Source organism: Rhizobium sp. H4 (assembly GCF_003013335.1).
In the GTDB taxonomy this organism is placed as follows: domain Bacteria; phylum Pseudomonadota; class Alphaproteobacteria; order Rhizobiales; family Rhizobiaceae; genus Rhizobium; species Rhizobium sophoriradicis.
The window spans coordinates 241,623-262,264 of sequence record NZ_PSOW01000006.1; the positions used below are offsets into that span (position 1 = coordinate 241,623).

A 20,642-nucleotide genomic window follows, 5' to 3' on the forward strand; every position below is an offset into this window, starting at 1 on the left:
CTCGGCTTTCGAAGCGGCCCGCCTTTTTGCTTATTTGAAGACGGCGTTAGGATTATCCAAGCTGTCGGAACCTTCAAGCTGAACCGTGCCGAGATCGAGTGCGGCAATAACGCGCTGGATCGACTTCGTCTGGTCGATCAGCCCGTCGATGGCGGCCTGGACGACGGCGTTGCCTTCCTTGTTGCCTTCGGCGATCATCTGGTCGTACTTCTCGACCGTCTCGCCGCGCTTGGCCATGGCGTTCATCGCATCGAGCGTCTTGTTGAGCTTGCCTTCCATCTCGGCATCGAGCGCCTTGTCCTTGGCGGCCACGAGGTCGTGCAGCGACGGGCCGCTGAGCTTGGTGCCGTCGACGCGGGTATAGTTGCCGGTATAGGCGGCGGCGATGCCGATCGCGTCGTTGAGATGCGAGTTGTAGGTATTGTCGGAGAAGCAATCATGCTCTTCCTCCGGATCGTGCAGCAGCAGGCCGAGCTTCATGCGCTCGCCGGCAAGCTCACCGTAGGAGAGCGAACCCATGCCCGTCAGGATCGCGACGAGACCGGCCTTCGGATCGGCTTCGACGTTCTTCGTCGCAGCCCCGTCCGGCTTCCAGCTGTCGGTCATTTCCTGCAGGTCGGAAACGAGCAGCGTAGAGGCGGACTTCAGATACTCGGCGCGGCGATCGCAATTGCCGTGCGTGCAGTTCTTCAGATCGTAATCCGTTGCGGGGCGATTGCCGGCGCCGGGACCGGTGCCGTTGAGATCCTGGCCCCAGAGCAGGAATTCGATAGCGTGGTAGCCCGTTGCCACATTGGCTTCGATGCCGCCGGCTTCCTGCAGCGTGCCGGAGAGGAATTCCGGCGTCAGCTTCGAGGCGTCGACATCCTTGCCGTCGATCTTGATCGTCTTGTTGGCGATGACATTGGCCACATAGAGGGAGTTTTCGTCGCTCTCGCTGCCGTAGGAGGGATCGACATAGTCGATCAGGCCTTCATCGAGCGGCCATGCGTTGACCTTGCCTTCCCACTCGTCGACAACAGGATTGCCGAAGCGGTAGACTTCCGTCTGCTGGTAAGGCACGCGCGCCTTGATCCAGGCATCCCGGGCGGCCTTCAGCGTCGCGTCGGTCGGCGCCTTCAGAAAGGCGTTGATCGCGGCATCGAGCGCCTTTGCCGTCGTCAGCGAGTCCTCATATTTCGCATGCGCCACATCGGCATAATGTTTCACCACGGCGGCCGCATCGGTGGCGGCATGCGCGGGAAGGGCGAGCAGGGTGGCGGGGGCAATCGCCAGCACGGCTGCGCGGAATTTCTTGAGCTTCATGATCCTCTCCTGTGACGGATCTTCCGTCTAATCGGGGCTCCGTCTCTTCGCGCAAAAGCAAACTGGTGTCAAACGCTCTAGTTTGGAATGATTTTAAGGATGGATCGGTGCCGGCAAGTCGGCTTTTTCTGGACCTCATCTGCTTGAAAAACCGGCAGCAACTGCGCTGGCGCAGCGTCATTCCGCCGCGCCGTTACCATCGCTGCTAAGCGGCATCAGCCCTTCCGCTGCATGCGGCAGAAGAAGAAGCCGTCCGTGTCGGTGGAAGCAGGCGTCAGCGTCACCGTCTGGGCGTCGGAAGAGTGCGGCCGCGGGGCCTCTTTGCCGAAGAGCGCGTCCCAGGCGGGCAGGGCGCTGACGATCTGGAAATCAGCATTGCCGGCGGTAAAACGGCGCACCTGTTCCTCGTTTTCCTGAGGCAGAACCGAGCAGGTGACATAGATCAGCTCGCCGCCCGGTTTGACGAAGCCGCTCGCCTGCGCCAGCGCATCCTGCTGCTGGGCGGTGCGTTCGTCGAGGTTCTTTGCCGTTAGCCGCCATTTCGTATCGGGGCGGCGGCGCCATGTGCCGGTGCCGGTGCAGGGCGCATCGACCAGCACCTTGTCGCAGCGCCCGGCAAGCCCGGAAAGGCCCCTGGCGTCGTCATGCACCTGGACATTGCGCGTGCCCGCCCGCTTCAGCCGTTCGATGATCGGCGCCAGCCGTTTGCGGTCGGCGTCATAGGCGTGAACCTGTCCCTTGTTCTGCATGGCGGCCGCCATGGCGAGCGTCTTGCCGCCGCCGCCGGCACAATAGTCGAGAATCTGTTCGCCGTCCTTGGCGAGCACCAGGTCGGCGACGATCTGCGATCCCTCGTCCTGAACTTCGAACCAGCCTTTTTGGAACGAAAGCTCGGCCGTCACGTTGGGAAGGCGCGAGGCGCCTTCGCCGGCGGCAATGCGGATGCCGTAGCGGGCTATTTTCGCAGCATGTGCGCCGGCGCGTTCGAGCGCCTTGACGGCCTTGTCGCGGGAGGCCTTCAGGATGTTGGCGCGCAGATCGAGTGTCGGACGCGCCGCGAGCGCCTGTGCCTCGGTGAGCCAGCCGGCGCCGAAGGCCTGTTCGAAGGAGGGTTGGATCCATTCGGGAATATCGCCGCGTATATGCGGCGGCGCATCGTCGAGCGAGCGGCTCGCAAAGGCGGCGAGGGCATCAGCGGAAAGCGGCGGCGGCGCAAACTTGTCGTCCGCCAATTCGGTGGCGAGGCGATCGGGCGTGAAGCCCCATTGGCGGAACATCACGGCGTGGGCGATGGCCGCGGCGCTGTCGTCATTCATCAGCCAGGCATGAGAAAGCCGCATGCGCAAGGCGTCGTAGACGATATTGCCGATCGCCGCACGATCGCCGGAACCGGCGAAGCGGTGCGCCAGGCCCCAGTCCTTGAGCGCGTCGGCGACGGGCCGCTTGCGGGTATCGATATCCGCGAGCACAGAAATCGCCCCTTCGAGGCGGCCGCCCAGACGCATTCACATATCTCCTATTGCCATGACCTGTGAACGATCCGCACACAGGCCGAGCGGACTGTTTACAAGTTTCAACCGCGTGGTAACCGCGATTGGCGGCAAGAGCAAGCGCCGGTCAGGGCGCAGCAGGTTGTGCGGCGCTGTACGCCTTAGCTGATCACCTCGGCTGCCAGCTTTAGCTGATCACCCTCGGCTGTCAGCTCTAGCTGATCACGGTTGTCAGCCTTAGCTGATCACCTGGTAGCAGACCTTCGCCGTGCCCGAGCTCACCATGCCGATATTCTGGGCGGCGGCGCGCGACAGATCGATGACGCGTCCACGAATGAACGGACCGCGATCATTGATGCGAACGACGACGGTGCGGCCATTGTTGCGGTTGGTGACCTTCACCTTGGTGCCGAACGCGAGCGAACGATGTGCGGCAGTCAAGATGGCGGGGTTCATACGTTCCCCGGAAGCAGTTTTGGAGCGAAGCGCGTACCATGAAGCACCGCCGCAGCCATTTCCAGCAAAACTCTCCGCCGGAAGCAGGAAAGAGCAGGCTGCAATAGTTACGGCAGCGATAATAGAACGACCTATTTTCTTCAAAACAGAGTATCCCTCAACTATTGAACTCACGCCCTTGCAGGCGGCGGGGCTTAAATCTGCTCAAAAGTGGCGAAAAAGTGCCGTTCTTGTTCACGGAGTGTTACAGGCTGTAACATTTGTGAGCTTATTGATATAATGACGGAAATAGGCAGCGACCCGTCACAGTGGAAAAAACATAATGAAATCAGTTAAAAAGAGAATGAATTTTTCGGGGCGGAAGCTGCGGCGCCGCCATTCACAAAAACCGCGAAAATTCTTTTCTCGCTTTGCCATATTTATTGCCACATTTGGGCAAATTTAAAGGCCGTTAACTATAATAGAGAGCGAAATTTGTCCCTCTGACCGCGCAAAGTAGGAATTTCCTACTCCTTTTGGGTGAGCCCGCCAGCCGTGGTCGTTACCGACGCTAGCCGCGCCAGCGTCCGTCCTGCCACAATTGTGCAAGCGACATCGCATAGGTCGGGAAAGAGAATTCGAAGCCCGCCTTCTTGAGTTTCGCATTCGAAACGCGCTTGTTTTCGCCGTAGAAGGTGCGTGCCATCGGCGTCAGTTCTGCGGTTTCGAAAGCCTGCTCCGGCGGCGGTTCGACGCCCATCAGGCGAGCCGCCTCGACAATCACATCCTGCGGCGGGCCGGGCCGGTCGTCGGTGACATTATAGATGCCGCCGAGACCGCGTTCGGACAGGAAGCGGGTCGCCGCACCAATATCTTCAACGCGGATGCGGTTGAAAACCTGGTCCTTCTTGATCAGGCGCCGTGCCGTGCCCTTGTCCAGATTGCAGAAGGCGTTGCGCCCCGGCCCGTAAATGCCGGAAAGGCGCAGCACCGCCGCCGGCACACCGCGCTCCCGGCCCATCGCCAGCCAGCCCTGTTCGGCCTCGAGCCGCTCCTTTGATCGTCCGGAAACGGGCACGCAGGGCGTTTCCTCGCTCACCCACGCCCCCTTGTGATCGCCATAGACGCCGACCGTCGAGAGATAGCCGATCCATTCGAGCCGGGGCAGGAAACGGGCGCTGTCTTCGCCCAACAGTCGCAGCAGCGGGTCGGCCTTTCCGGGCGCGATCGACTGCACGAGATGGGTGACGCTCGCCAGCGCGCGGCATAAGTCGTCGTCCATGGTCTCGCCGTCGAACAGGAACGCGTCGATGCCGCCAGCGCGCAAGCCCTCCATCTTGTCGGCCGAACGCGTGGTGCCGGACACGCGCACATCCTGTCCCGCGAAGGCCTTTGCGATCGCCGTGCCGGAATAGCCGCAGCCAAAGATCATCACATGCATCAGTCCACTCCCGCCAGCCGCCATTCGTTCAGCACATCGTCGTCGTTCTCATCGGTCCTTTGTGCGGCAAAGATGGAGAATTCGCCAGCCTCCATCAGCCGCGAAAGCGCCCACACCGCCATGCCGCGCACCGCCGGGTTGGCATCGCCGGCGAGCTCGCGACATTGTGCAATGAGTGCCGTCTCGCCGGAATTGCCGGCGGCGATCAGCACATTGCGGATGAAGCGGTCGCGGCCGATCCGCTTCACCGGCGAACCGCTGAAGAAGGCGCGGAAGGCGGCGTCGTCGAGCGTCAGCAGAAAAGCGAGAGACGGCTCCTTTAGATCTTCCCGGGCCTTCAGTTTCATTTCGGAGGCGGAGACCGCGAACTTGTTCCAGGGACAGGCGGCAAGACAGTCGTCGCAGCCATAGATGCGATTGCCGATCAGCGGCCTGAGATCGGGGTCGATCGGCCCCTTATGCTCGATGGTCAGATAGGAGATGCAGCGGCGCGCATCGATCTGGTAGGGCGCGGGAAAGGCGGCCGTCGGGCAGACGTCGAGGCAGGCGCGGCACGATCCGCAATGGTCCGTTTCCGGCGCATCGACGGCAAGGTCGGCGGTGGTGAACATGCTGCCGAGAAACAGCCAGGAACCATGCGTACGGCTGACGAGATTGGTGTGTTTGCCCTGCCAGCCGAGGCCGGCCGCCGCCGCCAGCGGCTTTTCCATGACCGGCGCGGTATCGACGAACACTTTCACGTCGGAGCCGGCCCGCGCCGCAAAACGCGTGGCGATCTCCTTCAGCCGGCCTTTGATAATGTCGTGATAATCGCGGTTGCGGGCATAGACTGAAATCGCCGCCTTGTCCGGCTTGCCGAGGATACCGCGTGGATCCTCCTCCGGGGCGTAGTTGAGGCCGAAGACGACGACGGACCGCACTTCGCTCCAGAGCGTCAGCGGATCGCCGCGCCGCTCGCGCGTCTCTGCCATCCACTCCATCGTCCCGTGGCGCCCGGCATCGATGAACTGGCCGAGGCGCTCTTTTGCTTCAGGGATGGCGTCCGGGCGGGTGATGCGGCAAAGATCGAATCCCTTGGCGGCGGATTCCGCCCGGACGAACTCGGTCAAATTGTCGCGGCGGCGGCGCTCTTTATCATCATTGTCGGGCATGAAGCGCCCTCGTCAGAAATCCAGATCGGCATAATGCGAAACCGGGGTCAGGCCGCGCACGCGCTCCGTCAGCATCGGCCGGAAGGAGGGGCGCGACTTCAGCCGCTGATACCATTCCTTGACGACAGGGGCCTCGGCCCACTCGATTTCGCCGAGATAATCGAGGATCGAGATCGAGGCGGCAGCGGCAAGATCGGCATAGCTCATCCGCTCGCCAGCCAGCCACTGACGCGAGCCGGCAAGCCAGGTAAGATAACGCATATGCTGGCGGATATTCGCGCGTGCCGTGCGCAAAACCTTGGAATCCGGCGCTCCGCCGCCCTGATCGGTGGTCATCTGCAACTTGTAGACACGCTCGCGAGCGAGCGGTTTCGTCACGTCGTTTTCCATCTTCTGCATGAACCATTCGCTCAGCCGGCGAATTTCCGCCCGCTGGAAAGGGTCCTCGGCGAGCAGCCTCCGGTCGCGCTTCAATACCCCGTGCGTCTCGTCGAGATATTCGGAAATGACGGTCGCGCCACAAAGCGCGCGCATGCTGTCGTCGACATAGACCGGCAGCGTGCCGGCTGGATTGAGCGCCAGGAAATCCCGGCGCTTCTCCCATGTCTGCTCCTCGATCAGATCCGCCTGATAGCCGTATTCGGCCAGGATCAGCCGGACGAAGCGAGATGCGGAGGACATGGGATGATGATAAAGCGTGGGCATCGATACTCGGGCTTTATGATTGCTGTTACAGGACTGTGTGGCAGCTCGTTTATAGCGCCTTAGTCGTGACTCATTGGTTGAAGCTATAGGAGCTTGGCCCGGCCAATACAAGCGAATCGGCTTTCACGCCATCTGACAAGGGACAAAACAACCGTCTTGCGATTGAGGATAGATGCAGCGCCTGATCGGCTCTAGCGCTGTTCAAGTCCGACTGACATTTAAACCGGAGACAATTTATGGACTATATCAATGCCGTCCTTCTCGGTGTCATCGAGGGGATCACCGAGTTTCTGCCGATCTCGAGCACCGGCCATCTCATCATTGCGGAGCAATGGCTCGGCCATCGGTCGGACATGTTCAACATTGTCATTCAAGCCGGCGCCATCCTGGCGGTGACCATCATCTACTGGCGTCGCCTGCTGGATCTGGTGCTCGGCTGGCGCGAGCCGGCGAACCGTGACTATGCCGCCAAGCTGATTGTCGCCTTTCTCATCACCGCAATCCTTGGGTTCGTCGTCAAGAGACTCGGCTTTGAACTGCCGGAGACGGCGACGCCGATTGCCTGGGCGCTGATCATCGGCGGCATCTGGATGATTTTTGCCGAATGGGCGGCCGCGCGTAAGGCGCCTCATAAGGAGATCACCTGGCTCGTCGCCATCCTGGTCGGCATCGCCCAGATCGTTGCCGGCGTCTTTCCGGGAACCTCGCGCTCCGGCGCCACGATCTTCGTCGCCATGCTGGCCGGCACCGGCAACCGCGCCGCGGCGACGGAATTCGCTTTTCTCGTCGGCATTCCCACAATGTATGCCGCAAGCGGCTATGAACTGCTGAAGACCTTCAAGGACGGCGGCGCGGCCGGCGAAGACTGGACGGCGCTCGCCATCGCCTTCGTCGTCTCCACCATCGTCGCCTTCATCGCGGTCAAATGGTTGCTCGCCTATATCAGGAGCAACCGCTTCACGCTGTTTGCCGTCTACCGCATCATTCTCGGCGTTTTGCTGCTCGGCATGGCCACAACAGGCCTGATCGCCTGAACCGTCTCCACTGCATTGCATTCGCGCATCTCCCAGGCGCGGATGCAATTGCCCGTCAGATGTCGCGAAGTGACTTGCAAGCGACAGGCGCAAACGGTCCAGCTGGTAATGTTTGAGAGAGTAAGTATCCGCTGCTTTAAAGCCGCCAAGACGAAGCGTTCATTTGGGAACGTCCTGATTCAGACGCTCCGGCCGCTATCTTTCTCTATGAGGCCGGCGTCGAGACCCGGCCTTTTCATCAATGGCTGATCGAAGCCGTCGAGCAAGGATCGACGCCGTAGGCCGGCGAGCAGCCGCCCTTTACCGCTGCGACCGAACCGGACGCCACGAAGGAGCCTGCAAGGATAACCAGCGCCGCACACGCAAACAGGAGCGCGATTGACTTGCCCATCGAGAAATGCCTTTCACAGTGATTGCCGCACGCTTTCGCAGGCGTCGAGTCCGTAGGAGACGCGCGGGGTTTGGTAGTCAGTGGAATGGCAAATAGCAATAAACGTTCCTGCTAAATTTGGCGTTAATTCCACAAAATTTCCGCTGCGTCTTTTATGCAACTGCACTTGATATGACCGGCACGACAACATTTGAGACTTGCGCCGCCTTTGCTTCAGGCGAACACGTAAAACGCCGTCCGCGCTATGCGCGAACGGCGCTGTGTCGAAGGCGAAAAATTGTTCAGGCAGCCTTGCCGGAGCCGGTGTACTGGCCGTGCGGACGATACTGCACCAGGTAGGATTCGAGCACCGAGGCCACCATGGTCGGCGCAATGCCGAGGCCCTTCAGCGTGCGGCCTTCCGCTTCGGCTTCGGCGGAGACGACATTGTCGCGCTTGAGCAGGCGCACCTGGTCCGGGGTGATCGGCGGCGTCACGAACGGGATCAGCGAGGCGATGCTGCCGATCATCGACGCGATGCCGAAGGGCAGGGAGATGAACGGGTTCTTGCGGCTCGTCACCTTCAGCATCGTCTCGAGACATTCGCGAAAGCTCAGCACCTCGGGCCCGCCAAGTTCATAGACCTTGCCGGAGGGTACCTTGCCGTCGACGGCGCGGGCGACCGCCTCGGCGACGTCCTCGACATAAACAGGCTGGAACTTCGTCTTGCCGCCGCCGATGAGCGGCAGGACCGGCGACATGCGCGCCATGTCGGCAAATTTGTTGAAGAAGCTGTCTTCCGGCCCGAAGACGATCGAGGGGCGGAAGATCACCGCATCGGGCTTGATGGAGAGGATGGCCGTTTCGGCGCGGCCCTTGGTGCGGCCATAGTCCGAATCGGAATTGGCGTTGGCGCCGATCGCCGAAATATGGGCGAGGCTCGCGCCGGCATTGCGTGCCGCCTCGGCGACCGCGCGGGCGCCGAATTCCTGCACGGCGTCGAAAGTGTTGCGGCCGGTCTCGTGCAGAATGCCGACGCAGTTGACGACGTGGCTTGCACCCTCGACGGCGCGGTCGATCGAATTGCGGTAACGCAGGTTCGCCTGCACGAAGGAAATCTGGCCGACATTGCCGAGCGGCTGCAGGAAGCCGGCGAGATCGGGGCGTCGTACCGCGACGCGGATGCGATAGCCGCGCTTGGCAAGCGCCCGGACCACGTGCCTGCCCACGAAGCCGGACCCTCCGAACACGGTGACGAGCGGCGGCAGGTTGGCAAGGGTCATGGCAGGCTCCTCGAAAGGCTGTGCGGGATGCTGTATCGGCTTCGTCTTAGCCCAATCCCAGCGCGACGGGAAGGCCCATCGCGCGCCGAGTTTTGCGGATGCGAGGGTGCTTCAGACGCCTTCGACGACGACCATTTCCGCATCCGCCGCTTCCTGGCGGATCTTGGCGGCGATCTGGTATTCCGGCGAATTGTAGCAATCGACCGCATGCTGCACCGAGGGGAATTCGATCACGACGTTGCGGGCGCGGGACCTTCCTTCGAGCTCGGTGATCGCGCCGCCGCGCGCCAGGAAATTCGCGCCGTATCTTTCGAAGGCGGGCTTGGCCGCCGCCACATAGTCCTTGTAGCGCTCGGCATCGCGAACGTCGACGCGGGCAATCCAATATCCCTTGGCCATGATCTTCTCCCTTTGGTTCTCGTCAGCGGTTTGCCGGCCAGAGCGCGCCGACCATCTCATTGAGGACGGCGCGGGCGGCATGCCGGGGATCGGGCGCTTTGACGATCGGACGGGCGACGACGAGGTGGGTTGCCCCCGCCTTCAATGCGTCGAACGGCGTCATCACCCGCTTCTGGTCGCCATGGTCGCTGCCGGTCGGGCGAATGCCGGGTGTGACGATCGCCATGTCGGGTCCAAGGACCTCGCGCACTTCGGCCGCTTCCGCTGCCGAACAGACGATACCACCCATGCCGGCCGCACGCGCCTGAGCGGCGCGGCGCAGCACCAGGCTGTGTGGATCCTGGCTGTAGCCGGCGTCGATAAGATCATCGGCATCCATCGAGGTGAGCACGGTGACCCCGAGCAGACAGAGGCCGGAGCCGGCCGCCGCCTCAACCGCCGCCTTCATCGCTTTGGGATAGGCATGCAGCGTCAGCATCGACATTCCCATTTTGGCGATGTTCTCGACACCCGAAGCAACGGTGTTGTCGATGTCGAGCAGCTTCATGTCGAGAAAGATCTTCTTGCCGCTTGCGGCAAGATCGCGGGCGAATTCCAGACCGCCGGCAAAAACGAGCTGATAGCCGATCTTATAGAAGAGAATGTCGTCGCCGAGCGTGGAAACCAATCTTTCCGCCTCGCCGATCGTTGGAACATCCAGGCCGACGATCAACCGCTCGCGTGCGTCCATTTCAACTCACCCCCGCCAGTCTTCGATGGGTGTCCAGTCGCATGATAAATGGCGATCCGCAAGGCCGAAGGCGTAGAGATTGCCGCCGCCAGGCGGCTGATCGCGATCGCGGCCGATCGGCCTGCCCGCCAGATGGCATTTGAGCAGTGTGCCGACGCCGCCATGGCCGACGAAGGCAATGGGCGCAGTTGCATCATGCGTGGCGAGAACCGTATTCACCGCTTCGACGATTCGGGCCTGCGCATCGACGGCACGCTCCCAGCCTTTGAAGCTTTCTTCCGGATGCGCAAAAAACCAGTTGGCCGCCTCTTCGAATTGCGGCGGCGGCAGAAAGCCGGTGGCCGAGCGGTCGTTCTCGTGCATGCCATGGACGATCTCGATCGTCACACCGGAGGCTTCCGCCAATATCTCGGCCGTCTCGATCGCCTTTGTCTCGTCGCTGGAGACGATGCGTCGCAATAGCCTCGACCAGCCGCTCTCGGCCGCTTTGCGGGCACGTGCCGCGCCGACATCGGAAAGCCCCCATTTCGGCACCGGCACGTTGGCATCGATCCTGACTTGCGGATGGGTGATATAGATCCCGAACATCTCAGCCGCGCTTATAGATCCAGAGCTGCGCCGGCGGAATGTTGCGCATGACGAAGTCGAAATGCTGGATGTGGTAACGGTCGGGATTGGCGGCGATCGGCGAGATCGCGCCATAGGAGATTTGCACCACCGGCCGGCCGGTAGGCACGCGGTCGAGCAGGCTTTCCAGCAGCGCGATGCGCATCGCCATCGGGAAGTTCAGCAGCGGAATGCAGGAGATGACGCAATCGAATGTCTGGTCGCTGAACGCGCCAAGCGTGGTCTTGAGATCGAAGGCGTCGCCGTTGATGAAGTGCACGCCCGGATAGGTTCGCAGCAGGTGCTGGTGGAAGTCCGTCGAATATTCGATCGCCACCAGATTGTCCGGCTTCACGCCGCGGCCGAGGATCGCTTTGGTGATGGCGCCCGTGCCAGGGCCGAGTTCGAGGACCGGCAGCCCCGAATGCATGTCGATGACGCTGGCCATGCGCCTGGCGGTGATCGAGGAGGTCGGCACGATCGAGCCTACCGTCTTCGGCCCCTGCATCATGCCGCGGAAGAAGCGGATTTCCTCATCGAATCTCTTGCCGAAATGTTCCTTCACCTTGACCCGTAAGCGCATTCTCCACCCATCCGCACGTTGATCGACTGTGTTATTATGCTGCTTGTCGCTCTCGCGACAAGGATTTTCGCAACAAGGACATTTGCATCAACAGCTCATGCGGCGTTTCGATGGGAACGCGGCATGAGATCGGCAAGTCTTTCGGCCAGGTGACCGGCGTCGATCGGTGCGCGCAGTTTCTTGTCGGTATTGTCGAAATAGAGATAGACGTCGCGGCCCCTGGCGCGCCCCGGCAGGGGATCCAGAACGCGCGTCGCATTGTCAGGCTCTCCGCCGCCTGTCCAGGCGCGGATGCGCTCTGCCCATATATTGAGCGCTTCGTCTTCATAGCCGCTGACATAGAGCTGTTCGGAACCATGCAGCCGGCAATAAATGAAGTCGGCGGTAATATCCATCAGCAGCGGCCATTTTACCGTGTCGGCGCAGACGAGCGCGACCTTGTGTCGCCGGAGCATGTCGATGAACGCGGCGGAGCGGAAGCTATCGTTGCGGATTTCGAGCGCATGGCGGATCGGCTGGTGCCCGTCGCTTTTAAGCCAGGCCTGTTTGAGGCGCTCGTCATGCCGCTTCGAAAGCGCTATTGCCGCGTCGTGATCGTGCGGCAGCAGCGACAGGAAGGTTTCGAAGCGATCGGGATCGAAGGCCATGTTCGGCGGGAATTGCCAGAGGATCGGCCCGAGCTTGGGGCCGAGCCTGAGCAGCCCAGAGGCGAAGAAATTGGCAAGCGGCGCCTCGATCTCCTTCAGCCGCCGCACATGGGTGATGAAGCGCGGCCCTTTGACCGCAAAGACGAAATCATCAGGCGTTTCGTCCCGCCAGCGGCCGAAGCTATCGGGCTTCTGCAATCCGTAGAAGGTGCCGTTGATCTCGATCGAACGGAAGTGACGTGCGGCGTAGGAAAGCTCCTGCTTCTGCGGCAGGTCTTCCGGATAGAATTGCCCGCGCCAAGGCGCATAAGTCCAGCCGGATATGCCGATGCGCACCACTCCCGTCTTTTTCATGCTGGGATCCTCCTGCTGGACAGGAGGAAAAACCGAAAGCGGCCGCCTTCGTTCCCGTCAGACGCGCATCGGCATCAGCACGTAAAGCGCATCGTCGCCGGCCGTGTCGCGGATCAGCGTCGGCGAGCCGGCATCGGCCAGCAGGAAAATCGCTTCCTCGCCGGAAAGCTGCGCGGTAATGTCGAGCAGGTACTTGGCATTGAAGCCGATTTCCATCGAATCCGTGTCGTAGCCGACGGCGACTTCTTCCGTGGCGCTGCCGGAATCGGGATTGTTGACGGTCAGCATCAGCTGCCCCTCGGAGAGCGCGAGCTTCACGGCGCGGCCGCGCTCGGAAGAGATGGTCGAGACGCGGTCGACGGCCTGGGCGAAGCTCGTGCAGTCGACGCGCATTTCCTTGTCGTTGCCTGTGGGGATGACGCGCTGATAGTCAGGGAAGGTGCCGTCGATCAGCTTCGAGGTCATGACGATCGAGCCGATCGTCATACGGATCTTGGCGTCGGAAACCTCGACCGTGACGATCGCTTCCGGATTGTCGACCAGCTTCTGCAACTCGCCGACCGTCTTGCGCGGAATAATGATACCCGGCATGCCCTCGGAGCCGGAGGGCGCATCGACATCGGCGCGCGCCAGCCGGTGGCCGTCGGTCGCGACCGCCCTGAGCTTCAGCTCGCCATTGCTCTCGATCGTGTGGAAGAAGATGCCGTTGAGGTAATACCGCGTCTCCTCAGTCGAGATGGCGAACTGCGTGCGGTCGATCAGCATCTTCAGATCGGACGCCTTCAGCTTGAAAGAATGGGTGAAGGTGCCGGCGGTCAGATCCGGGAAATCGGATTCCGGCAGGCACTGCAGCGAGAATTTCGAGCGGCCGGACTGCACGGTCATCGAGCCGCCGTCGGTGCTGGTCGCCAGCAGCACTTCCGAGCCGTCGGAAAGCTTGCGCACGATATCGTAGAGAAGATGGGCCGGAACGGTGGTGGCGCCGGCCTGTTCGACGCTGGCAGGCGTCGCCTCGGTGATCTCGAGGTCGAGGTCGGTCGCCTTCATGTCGAGGTTCTGGCCGTCGGCCTTGAGCAGCACGTTGGAAAGGATCGGGATCGTATTGCGACGTTCGACCACGCGGTGGACGTGGTTCAGCGATTTCAACAGGTTTGACCGCTCAATAGTAATACGCATGGGATGCTACCGCTTTCGACCGTGACTGTCCGGGCGCATCGAGCACCCGAAGAATGCTTTCCCGATTGAGGTCGGGGGAGTGGACGGGCAAAATGGCAGACTTCAGCACCGGTTTGCAAGAGGCATGGGCGCTGGCAGGCCCGCATTTCCGGTTTTCCGGAGCAATCCTCACAGAAATCCGAACCCTTGCCGAAGCGCCGTGGCTCGCCCATAAAGGTTCCCCCATAAGGGTTCGACGACGGCGGGACGAAAGCAAACGGCATGAACGAGGAAACGACGGCGGAGACCGCCACGCGGCGAAGCTTCCGCCTGCACAACATGGCAGTGCCGGCGCGGCCGCTGGAGCCGGCGCTCTATCTCGTCGCCACGCCGATCGGCAATCTCGGCGACATCACGCTGCGCGCGCTGGAAACGCTGGCCGGCGCCGACGTTCTCGCCTGCGAGGATACACGCGTCACCCGCGTGTTGCTCGACCGCTACGGCATCCAGAACCGCCCTTTCGCCTATCACGAACACAATGCCGACGAGGCTGGTCCGCGGCTCCTCCAGGCGCTCGAAGCCGGCCGCTCGGTGGCGCTGGTGTCGGATGCCGGCACGCCGCTGGTTTCCGACCCCGGCTATCGGCTGGCACAGCAGGCGATCGCGGCCGGCTATCGTGTCGTCCCAATCCCCGGCGCCTCGGCGCCGCTTGCAGCCCTTGTCGGCTCCGGCCTGCCGAACGACGCTTTTCTCTTCGCCGGTTTTCTGCCGGCCAAGGACAAGGCCCGCCGCGACCGCCTCGGCGAACTTGCCGCAGCCCCCGCGACGCTGATCTTCTTTGAATCGCCGCATCGCATCGGCGCCACGCTTCTCGCTGCCGCCGATGTGCTGGGCGGCACGCGGCCGGCCTCCGTCTGCCGCGAGCTGACCAAGACCTATGAGGAGTTCCGCCGCGGCACGCTGGCCGAGCTCGCCGCCCATTACCGGGAGGTGGACAACGTCAAGGGTGAGATCGTTCTCGTCGTCGGTCCGCCGCAGCCGGTGGAAACGCCGGAGGCCGATGTCGAGGCCGTGCTTGCCGATCTGGCGAAGTCGATGCCGACGGCAAAGGCCGCCACCGAGGCCGCCCGTCTCACCGGCCTGCCGCGCAAGGCGCTCTATCAGCGCCTCTTGGAGAAGAAGGGCGCCGATGGGCGATAACGACCTTACAGCCGTCAGAAGGAAGGCGCTGCGTCGCGGCGTGATGTCGGAATATGTCGCCGCCATCTTCCTGATGTTGAAGGGCTATCGCATCCTGGCGCTGCGCCACCGCACCCGGCTCGGCGAGATCGATATTGTTGCCCGCAAAGGCGATCTCGCGGTGTTCGTCGAGGTTAAGGCCCGCCATGGCGAGGCTGCGGCTGTCGATGCCGTCTCCGCCGCCGCCCAGAAGCGGATCAGGGCGGCCAGCGATCTCTGGCTCGCCCGCCAGGCCGATCAGGCCCGTCTTTCCCAGCGCTATGATATCGTCGCGGTCACGCCCGGCCGGCTGCCGCGCCATTTTCCGGACGCGTTTTAATGCATGTCGCCCGGAAGTGTGCAGCGGTTCCGGGACAACGACATGCATAAAATCAAAGAGCTTTAGTCATTCCCCGCTTCGCCAAGCTTTCGGATCGTTAAAATTTTAGTTTCGATTTGAACCGGCTTCTTACGACTCTCCGCTATGGCAATCTCTGTAGGGGCAAGAATTGGGGGTTGTTTCATGGCCTGGAAGCTGATGTTTGCAAGTGCGGTCGCCATGGCCGCGCGTTCGGTGCCTTATGCCGTGACGAAGCCGGCCCGAAAATCCTTCATCGCCCATGCGAGCGACCTGCTGCCGCTGAAATCGACGCCGATCAATCCCGACTGGATTATCAGCGGCAATCCTGAGGCGCGCACCGCCGAACATTCGCGCGGCCATGACGAGGCCTCGCTGACGGCGATCTGGGACTGCACTGCGGGCGAATTCCGATGGTTTTTCGGCTGGGACGAGACGGTAATGATCCTCGAAGGCGAGGTCCATATCACCGCCGAGGACGGCACCGAACGAACCTTGTGCACCGGCGACGTCGCCTTTTTCGCCGGCGGAACCTGGGCAAGCTGGCGGGTCGACAATTACGTCCGCAAGGTCGCCTTCTTGCGCAAGCCCTTCCCGAAGCCCTTGGCGATCGCCTATCGCCTGCGCAACCTGCTGCGCAATAGCGGCAACCAGGGCATTGCCGCCTGACCACCGGCGGCGGCCGCAAGCCTTGATTGACCGTTGCGTTTGATACCGGGCCGACCTACATCTGTCCGGCATTCAGCGAGGGACGGAAATGGCCAAGATCACCAATGTAGCGGTCCAGATGGATCATGTCGCCGGCATCAATATCGCAGGTGATTCCACCTTCGCCATGAGCCTGGAAGCCCAGGCGCGCGGCTACCGGCTGTTCCACTACACCCCCGACCGGCTGAGCTTCCGCGACGGCAAGCTTTTTGCCAGCGTCGAGCCGATGCTGCTGCGCGACGTCAAGGGCGATCACTTCGAACTCGGTACACCCGAGCGGATCGATCTTTCCACCATGGATGTGGTGCTGCTGCGCCAGGACCCGCCTTTCGACATGGCCTATATCACTTCGACGCACCTGCTCGAGCGCATTCACCCGAAGACGCTTGTCGTCAACGATCCGGCCTGGGTACGCAATTCGCCGGAGAAGATCTTCGTCACCGAATTCTCCGACCTGATGCCGAAGACGCTGATCACCAAGGATCCGGCCGAAATCCGCCGCTTCCGCGACGAGATGGGCGATATCATCCTGAAGCCGCTCTACGGCAATGGCGGCGCCGGGGTCTTCCATTCGACCCGCGATGACCGCAATCTCTCCTCGCTGCTGGAAATGTTCGGCCAGATGTTCCGCGAGCCCTTCATCGCCCAGCAATATCTGCCCGACGTGCGCAAGGGCGACAAGCGCATCATCCTGGTCGACGGCGAATTCGCCGGCGCCATCAACCGCGTCCCGGCCGAGCATGACAGCCGCTCCAACATGCATGTCGGCGGCCGCGCCGAGGCGACCGAACTGACGCCGCGCGAGAAGGAAATCTGCGCCCGCATCGGCCCGGCGCTGAGAGAACGCGGCTTCCTGCTCGTCGGCATCGATGTGATCGGCGATTACATGACCGAGATTAACGTCACCTCGCCGACAGGCATCCGCGAGGTCAGGAAGTTCGGTGGCGCCGATATCGCGGCCCTGCTCTGGGACGCGATCGAGCGCAAGCGCGGCTGAGGCGGCGCTCGGGTACAACCGCGCCCACCGCTGATATCTGCCTGCGTTCTTTTATTGTTCTTGTTTTAGTCCTGTTTCCGTGCCAGATTGCAACCGCTGGCTTTCAACGGCCACAGGGGCGGTCTCTAAGAGTTTGCGGGACAAGGGTGGGCATATGGTCGCGCGTGTCAGTACGGTGGCATTCCAGGGTATCGAAGGCGTGCCGGTCGAGGTCCAGGTCATGATCGCGCCGGGCAAGGTCGGCATGCAGATCGTCGGCCTGCCCGACAAGGCGGTGGCCGAAAGCCGCGAGCGCGTGCAGGCCGCTCTTCATGCCTCCGGCCTGGCGCTGCCGGGCAAGCGGGTGACCGTCAACCTGGCGCCGGCCGATCTGCCGAAAGAGGGCTCTCATTTCGATCTGCCGATCGCACTGGCGCTGATGGCGGCCCTCGGCGCCATTCCCGCCGATGCGCTGTCGGATTTTGTCGTCGTCGGCGAACTCAATCTCGATGGCACGATCGCCGCCATCGCGGGCGCGCTGCCGGCCGCCATCGGCGCCAATGCGCTCGGCAAGGGGCTGATCTGCCCGGCCGAAAGCGGCGCCGAAGCCGCCTGGGCCGGCGCCGAGGTCGATATTCTGGCACCCCGCAGCCTGATTGCCCTTGCCAATCATTTCCGTGGCACGCAGGTGCTCTCCCGGCCCGAGCCGTCGATCCGCGCCAATGCCGCCAACCTGCCTGATCTTGCCGAGATCAAGGGCCAGGAAAGCGCCAAGCGTGCGCTCGAGGTGGCGGCCGCCGGCGGCCATAATCTCCTGATGGTCGGACCTCCCGGCTCGGGCAAGTCGATGCTGGCGGCAAGGCTGCCGTCGATCCTGCCGCCGCTTTCGCCGGCCGAACTGCTTGAAGTCTCGATGGTTCATTCGATCGCCGGCCAGCTCACCGGCGGCAAGCTGTCCGACCGCCGGCCCTTCCGCACCCCGCATCATTCCGCCACCATGGCCGCCCTTGTCGGCGGCGGCCTGCGCGCCCGTCCAGGCGAAGCCTCGCTCGCTCATCATGGCGTGCTCTTCCTCGACGAGTTTCCCGAGTTCACGCCGCAGGCTCTCGATGCGCTGCGCCAGCCGCTCGAAGGCGGCGAATGCGTCATTGCCCGCGCCAATCACCGCGTCTCCTATCCGGCGAAATTCCAGCTGATCGCGGCGATGAACCCCTGCCGCTGCGGCATGGCCGGTGAGCCCGGTCACACCTGCGCCCGCGGCCCGCGCTGCATGAGCGACTACCAGGCTCGCATCTCCGGACCGCTGATGGACCGCATCGATATCCGCATCGACGTGCCTGCCGTCTCCGCCGCTGATCTTATCCGGCCGATGGCGGCCGAGGCGAGCGCCGACGTCGCCCGCCGCGTCGCCCGCGCCCGCCAGATCCAGCAGGAGCGCTTCGAGCGCGCCGGCGCTGGAGATATCGGCACCAACGCCCGCTGCTCCACCGCGATGATCGAAAAACTCGCCGAACCCGATTCCGCCGGCCTGCAGCTCCTGCGCGACGCCGCCGAAAAGATGAAATTCTCCGCCCGCGGCTACCATCGCGTCCTCAAGGTCGCCCGCACGCTCGCCGATCTCGACGACAAACCGACGGTCGGCCGTCTGCATCTGGCTGAGGCGATCTCCTACAGGATCGCGGGCGAGAGGTTGACGGCTGCGGCGTGAGAAGAAGGGCGGGTGCGTCCAGATGTTTTGAAGTATTAGCCGTCAGGCCGTCCAGCGACCTGCTGATCGCGCTAGTTGGCTGTCCTCAGCGACGTCCCCGCTGAAGGGCTGCCGGATTATGAGATTATCTCGCCGTCGGCGGACCCAACGCGACGGAACGGTTGATCGCTGCCATCGCGGCGCGCTGCCGGCCGCGAACGCTCTTGGCAGGGAATGATGTGCCAAAAGCGGCGCCGAAGCTGCCTGGGCCGCCGATTTAAACCGTCTGAGCTACTTATCCGTGAGGGTAAGGGCCTCTCCTCACTTCGTCGCTCTTTACAATATTAGCTTCGGCTGAAAAAACTTCAGGAAGGATGTCGGCCCGTTTGACACAGTCGATCGGAGGTGGCGGATGAGAAAGGCTGCCGAGGATATAGATGAGTAACGAATATCCGGGCTCAAACGCCAACCCCTTGGAAGTTCTGGACTTGGCGAATGCCTACTTTAGCGCTTCCGAACTTCTGTTCAGCGAGGGTGAGAAGCACGTTGCACTAGCCATTGCCCCGGCTCGAATGTGCGCCATTCACGCTATCGAACTCTACTTAAATGCCTTCCTGCGCCATGAGGGCGTTGCTCCGGAGGAAATACGAAAACGGATGCACAACCTCGTTGAGCCAATGTTCGTTGCTAAACTCAAACTGAGAAAAAAGACCGCCCTGCATCTGGAGGCAATGACTGCAAAGCGTGAGTACCTCATCTCGCGATATGCTCCGAAGCAGGCGAGAGAGCCCACTGACCTGAATCGTTTGGCTGCGACGCTGGCGGAAGTCATGAAGAAGGTTGGCAAACATTTGCATTCAACGAGCCCAGGTGGGACGTCGACAATCATTATTACGGACTACGACAGAACTATCGTCCCACTTCGATTGGGATCAGGTGACGGCACAAAAGAAAGGGCGCCGAAGCGCCCCGATATTCTGCAGGATAAATTGCCGGCGGAAAGGCCCGGCCACAGCCACCCTTAGCTCCCCAGCCCCTCAAACAAGGCCGTCGAAAGATACCGCTCCGCAAACGACGGGATGATCACAACGATGTTCTTGCCGGCATTCTCCGGACGGCTGCCGACCTTGATCGCTGCGGTCAGTGCCGCACCCGAGGAAATCCCCACCGGCACGCCTTCGAGCCTTGCGACCAGGCGGGCCAGTTCGAAGGCTTCGTCGTTGGTGACGGTGACGACTTCGTCGTAGATGCCGGTGTCGAGGATTTTCGGGGCGAAGCCGGCGCCGATGCCCTGGATTTTGTGCGGGCCGGGATTGCCGCCGGAGAGAATGGGGGAATCGGCGGGCTCGACGGCGATGATCTGGATGTCGGGCTTATGGCTTTTCAGCACCTGGCCGACGCCGGTGATGGTGCCGCCGGTGCCGATGCCGGAGACGAGGATATCGACCGTGCCGTCGGTGTCGTTCCAGATTTCCTCGGCGGTCGTCCTGCGGTGAATTTCAGGATTGGCCGGGTTTTCGAACTGCTGCGGAATGATGGCGTCGGGAAGCGACTCCGCCAACTCCTCCGCCTTGGCGATCGCGCCCTTCATGCCCTTGGCGCCCTCGGTCAGCACCAGCTCGGCGCCGAGCAGCGCCAGCATCTTGCGGCGCTCGACCGACATGGTTTCCGGCATGGTGAGGATCAGCCGGTAGCCCTTGGCTGCGGCGGCAAAGGCGAGTGCGATGCCGGTGTTGCCGGAAGTCGGCTCGATCAGCACGGACTTGCCGGGGGTGATCCTGCCCTGCGCTTCCAGGCTTTCGATCATCGCCACGCCGATGCGGTCCTTGACCGAGGCGATCGGGTTGAAGAATTCGAGCTTGCCGATCAGATTGGCCACCACGCCCTTTTCCCGCGCCAGCTTGTCGAAGCGCACGAGCGGCGTGTTGCCGATGGTCTCGGTGATCGAGGAATAGACGCGGCCGCGGCCGGGCTTGTGCGACATGGGTGCCTCCCTTTGGACTTCGG

General features: G+C 62.3%; 22 protein-coding genes. 7 read left to right on the forward strand and 15 right to left on the reverse strand.

Annotated elements, in window-relative coordinates; genetic code table 11:
- Window positions 1-30: 30 nt before the first annotated feature.
- The 6 genes from C4N04_RS11890 to C4N04_RS11915 all read right to left on the reverse strand — a co-directional run bounded on the left by C4N04_RS11890 (window position 31) and on the right by C4N04_RS11915 (window position 6,527).
- Window positions 31-1,305 (reverse strand): imelysin family protein, encoded by a 1,275-nt coding sequence (locus C4N04_RS11890; protein WP_077991266.1) that lies wholly within the window; start codon window positions 1,303-1,305, stop codon window positions 31-33.
- A gap of 215 nt (window positions 1,306-1,520) precedes the next feature.
- Entirely contained in the window at window positions 1,521-2,810 is a 1,290-nt protein-coding gene (locus C4N04_RS11895; RefSeq protein ID WP_106796087.1) for an RsmB/NOP family class I SAM-dependent RNA methyltransferase, read from the reverse strand.
- Between the two features lie 222 nt (window positions 2,811-3,032).
- The gene (locus C4N04_RS11900) at window positions 3,033-3,395 is read right to left on the reverse strand and encodes a septal ring lytic transglycosylase RlpA family protein (RefSeq protein ID WP_038686341.1); all 363 of its coding nucleotides are present in this window, start codon (window positions 3,393-3,395) and stop codon (window positions 3,033-3,035) included.
- Between the two features lie 406 nt (window positions 3,396-3,801).
- Window positions 3,802-4,671, reverse strand: coding sequence for an SDR family oxidoreductase (locus tag C4N04_RS11905; RefSeq protein WP_106796088.1), 870 nt, complete (start codon window positions 4,669-4,671; stop codon window positions 3,802-3,804).
- Entirely contained in the window at window positions 4,671-5,822 is a 1,152-nt protein-coding gene (gene queG / locus C4N04_RS11910; RefSeq protein WP_106796089.1) for a tRNA epoxyqueuosine(34) reductase QueG, read from the reverse strand. Before queG ends, C4N04_RS11905 begins: the two co-directional genes overlap by 1 nt.
- A gap of 12 nt (window positions 5,823-5,834) precedes the next feature.
- The gene (locus C4N04_RS11915; RefSeq protein WP_009990869.1) at window positions 5,835-6,527 is read right to left on the reverse strand and encodes a glutathione S-transferase family protein; all 693 of its coding nucleotides are present in this window, start codon (window positions 6,525-6,527) and stop codon (window positions 5,835-5,837) included.
- 236 nt (window positions 6,528-6,763) lie between these two features.
- Here C4N04_RS11915 and C4N04_RS11920 point away from each other — a divergent pair, with 236 nt between their 5' ends.
- Window positions 6,764-7,561 carry an undecaprenyl-diphosphate phosphatase gene (locus C4N04_RS11920; protein WP_038686350.1) on the forward strand — a complete coding sequence of 266 codons (798 nt, stop codon included), beginning with the start codon at window positions 6,764-6,766 and terminating at the stop codon, window positions 7,559-7,561.
- 238 nt (window positions 7,562-7,799) lie between these two features.
- Here C4N04_RS11920 and C4N04_RS31820 read toward each other — a convergent pair whose 3' ends face one another.
- The 8 genes from C4N04_RS31820 to dnaN all read right to left on the reverse strand — a co-directional run bounded on the left by C4N04_RS31820 (window position 7,800) and on the right by dnaN (window position 13,709).
- Complete coding sequence (locus C4N04_RS31820) at window positions 7,800-7,952, reverse strand: hypothetical protein (protein WP_003570911.1); 153 nt, start codon at window positions 7,950-7,952, stop codon at window positions 7,800-7,802.
- 281 nt (window positions 7,953-8,233) lie between these two features.
- Window positions 8,234-9,214, reverse strand: a complete 981-nt coding sequence (locus C4N04_RS11925; RefSeq protein WP_038686352.1) for a complex I NDUFA9 subunit family protein — start codon at window positions 9,212-9,214, stop codon at window positions 8,234-8,236.
- A gap of 111 nt (window positions 9,215-9,325) precedes the next feature.
- Entirely contained in the window at window positions 9,326-9,613 is a 288-nt protein-coding gene (locus C4N04_RS11930; RefSeq protein WP_038686354.1) for a DUF1330 domain-containing protein, read from the reverse strand.
- A 22-nt stretch (window positions 9,614-9,635) separates the two neighbouring features.
- The gene (gene pyrF / locus C4N04_RS11935; RefSeq protein WP_038686356.1) at window positions 9,636-10,343 is read right to left on the reverse strand and encodes an orotidine-5'-phosphate decarboxylase; all 708 of its coding nucleotides are present in this window, start codon (window positions 10,341-10,343) and stop codon (window positions 9,636-9,638) included.
- Between the two features lie 6 nt (window positions 10,344-10,349).
- Window positions 10,350-10,931 (reverse strand): histidine phosphatase family protein, encoded by a 582-nt coding sequence (locus C4N04_RS11940; RefSeq protein WP_038686358.1) that lies wholly within the window; start codon window positions 10,929-10,931, stop codon window positions 10,350-10,352.
- A 1-nt stretch (window position 10,932) separates the two neighbouring features.
- A complete protein-coding gene (gene pmtA / locus C4N04_RS11945) occupies window positions 10,933-11,532 on the reverse strand; it encodes a phospholipid N-methyltransferase PmtA (RefSeq protein WP_038686360.1) in 600 nt (199 codons plus the stop codon).
- Between the two features lie 95 nt (window positions 11,533-11,627).
- Complete coding sequence (locus C4N04_RS11950) at window positions 11,628-12,533, reverse strand: DUF72 domain-containing protein (RefSeq protein ID WP_106796090.1); 906 nt, start codon at window positions 12,531-12,533, stop codon at window positions 11,628-11,630.
- Between the two features lie 57 nt (window positions 12,534-12,590).
- Window positions 12,591-13,709 (reverse strand): DNA polymerase III subunit beta, encoded by a 1,119-nt coding sequence (gene dnaN / locus C4N04_RS11955; protein ID WP_106796091.1) that lies wholly within the window; start codon window positions 13,707-13,709, stop codon window positions 12,591-12,593.
- A 261-nt stretch (window positions 13,710-13,970) separates the two neighbouring features.
- Here dnaN and rsmI point away from each other — a divergent pair, with 261 nt between their 5' ends.
- The 6 genes from rsmI (at window position 13,971) to C4N04_RS11990 (ending at window position 19,660) form a co-directional block, all read left to right on the forward strand.
- Window positions 13,971-14,888, forward strand: coding sequence for a 16S rRNA (cytidine(1402)-2'-O)-methyltransferase (gene rsmI, locus C4N04_RS11965; protein ID WP_039617434.1), 918 nt, complete (start codon window positions 13,971-13,973; stop codon window positions 14,886-14,888).
- On the forward strand, window positions 14,878-15,246 hold the full coding sequence (locus tag C4N04_RS11970; RefSeq protein ID WP_106796092.1) for a YraN family protein: 369 nt from the start codon (window positions 14,878-14,880) through the stop codon (window positions 15,244-15,246). Before rsmI ends, C4N04_RS11970 begins: the two co-directional genes overlap by 11 nt.
- Window positions 15,247-15,429: 183 nt before the next feature.
- Complete coding sequence (locus C4N04_RS11975) at window positions 15,430-15,933, forward strand: cupin domain-containing protein (RefSeq protein WP_106796093.1); 504 nt, start codon at window positions 15,430-15,432, stop codon at window positions 15,931-15,933.
- Window positions 15,934-16,021: 88 nt separating this feature from the next.
- A complete protein-coding gene (gene gshB / locus C4N04_RS11980; RefSeq protein WP_106796094.1) occupies window positions 16,022-16,969 on the forward strand; it encodes a glutathione synthase in 948 nt (315 codons plus the stop codon).
- A gap of 154 nt (window positions 16,970-17,123) precedes the next feature.
- Window positions 17,124-18,656, forward strand: coding sequence for a YifB family Mg chelatase-like AAA ATPase (locus C4N04_RS11985; protein WP_106796095.1), 1,533 nt, complete (start codon window positions 17,124-17,126; stop codon window positions 18,654-18,656).
- Between the two features lie 416 nt (window positions 18,657-19,072).
- A complete protein-coding gene (locus tag C4N04_RS11990) occupies window positions 19,073-19,660 on the forward strand; it encodes a hypothetical protein (RefSeq protein WP_106796096.1) in 588 nt (195 codons plus the stop codon).
- On the opposite strand, the gene cysK is transcribed toward C4N04_RS11990, so the two are convergent.
- A complete protein-coding gene (gene cysK, locus C4N04_RS11995) occupies window positions 19,657-20,619 on the reverse strand; it encodes a cysteine synthase A (protein WP_106796097.1) in 963 nt (320 codons plus the stop codon). The two genes, C4N04_RS11990 and cysK, sit on opposite strands and share 4 nt — an antisense overlap.
- Window positions 20,620-20,642 lie beyond the last annotated feature (23 nt).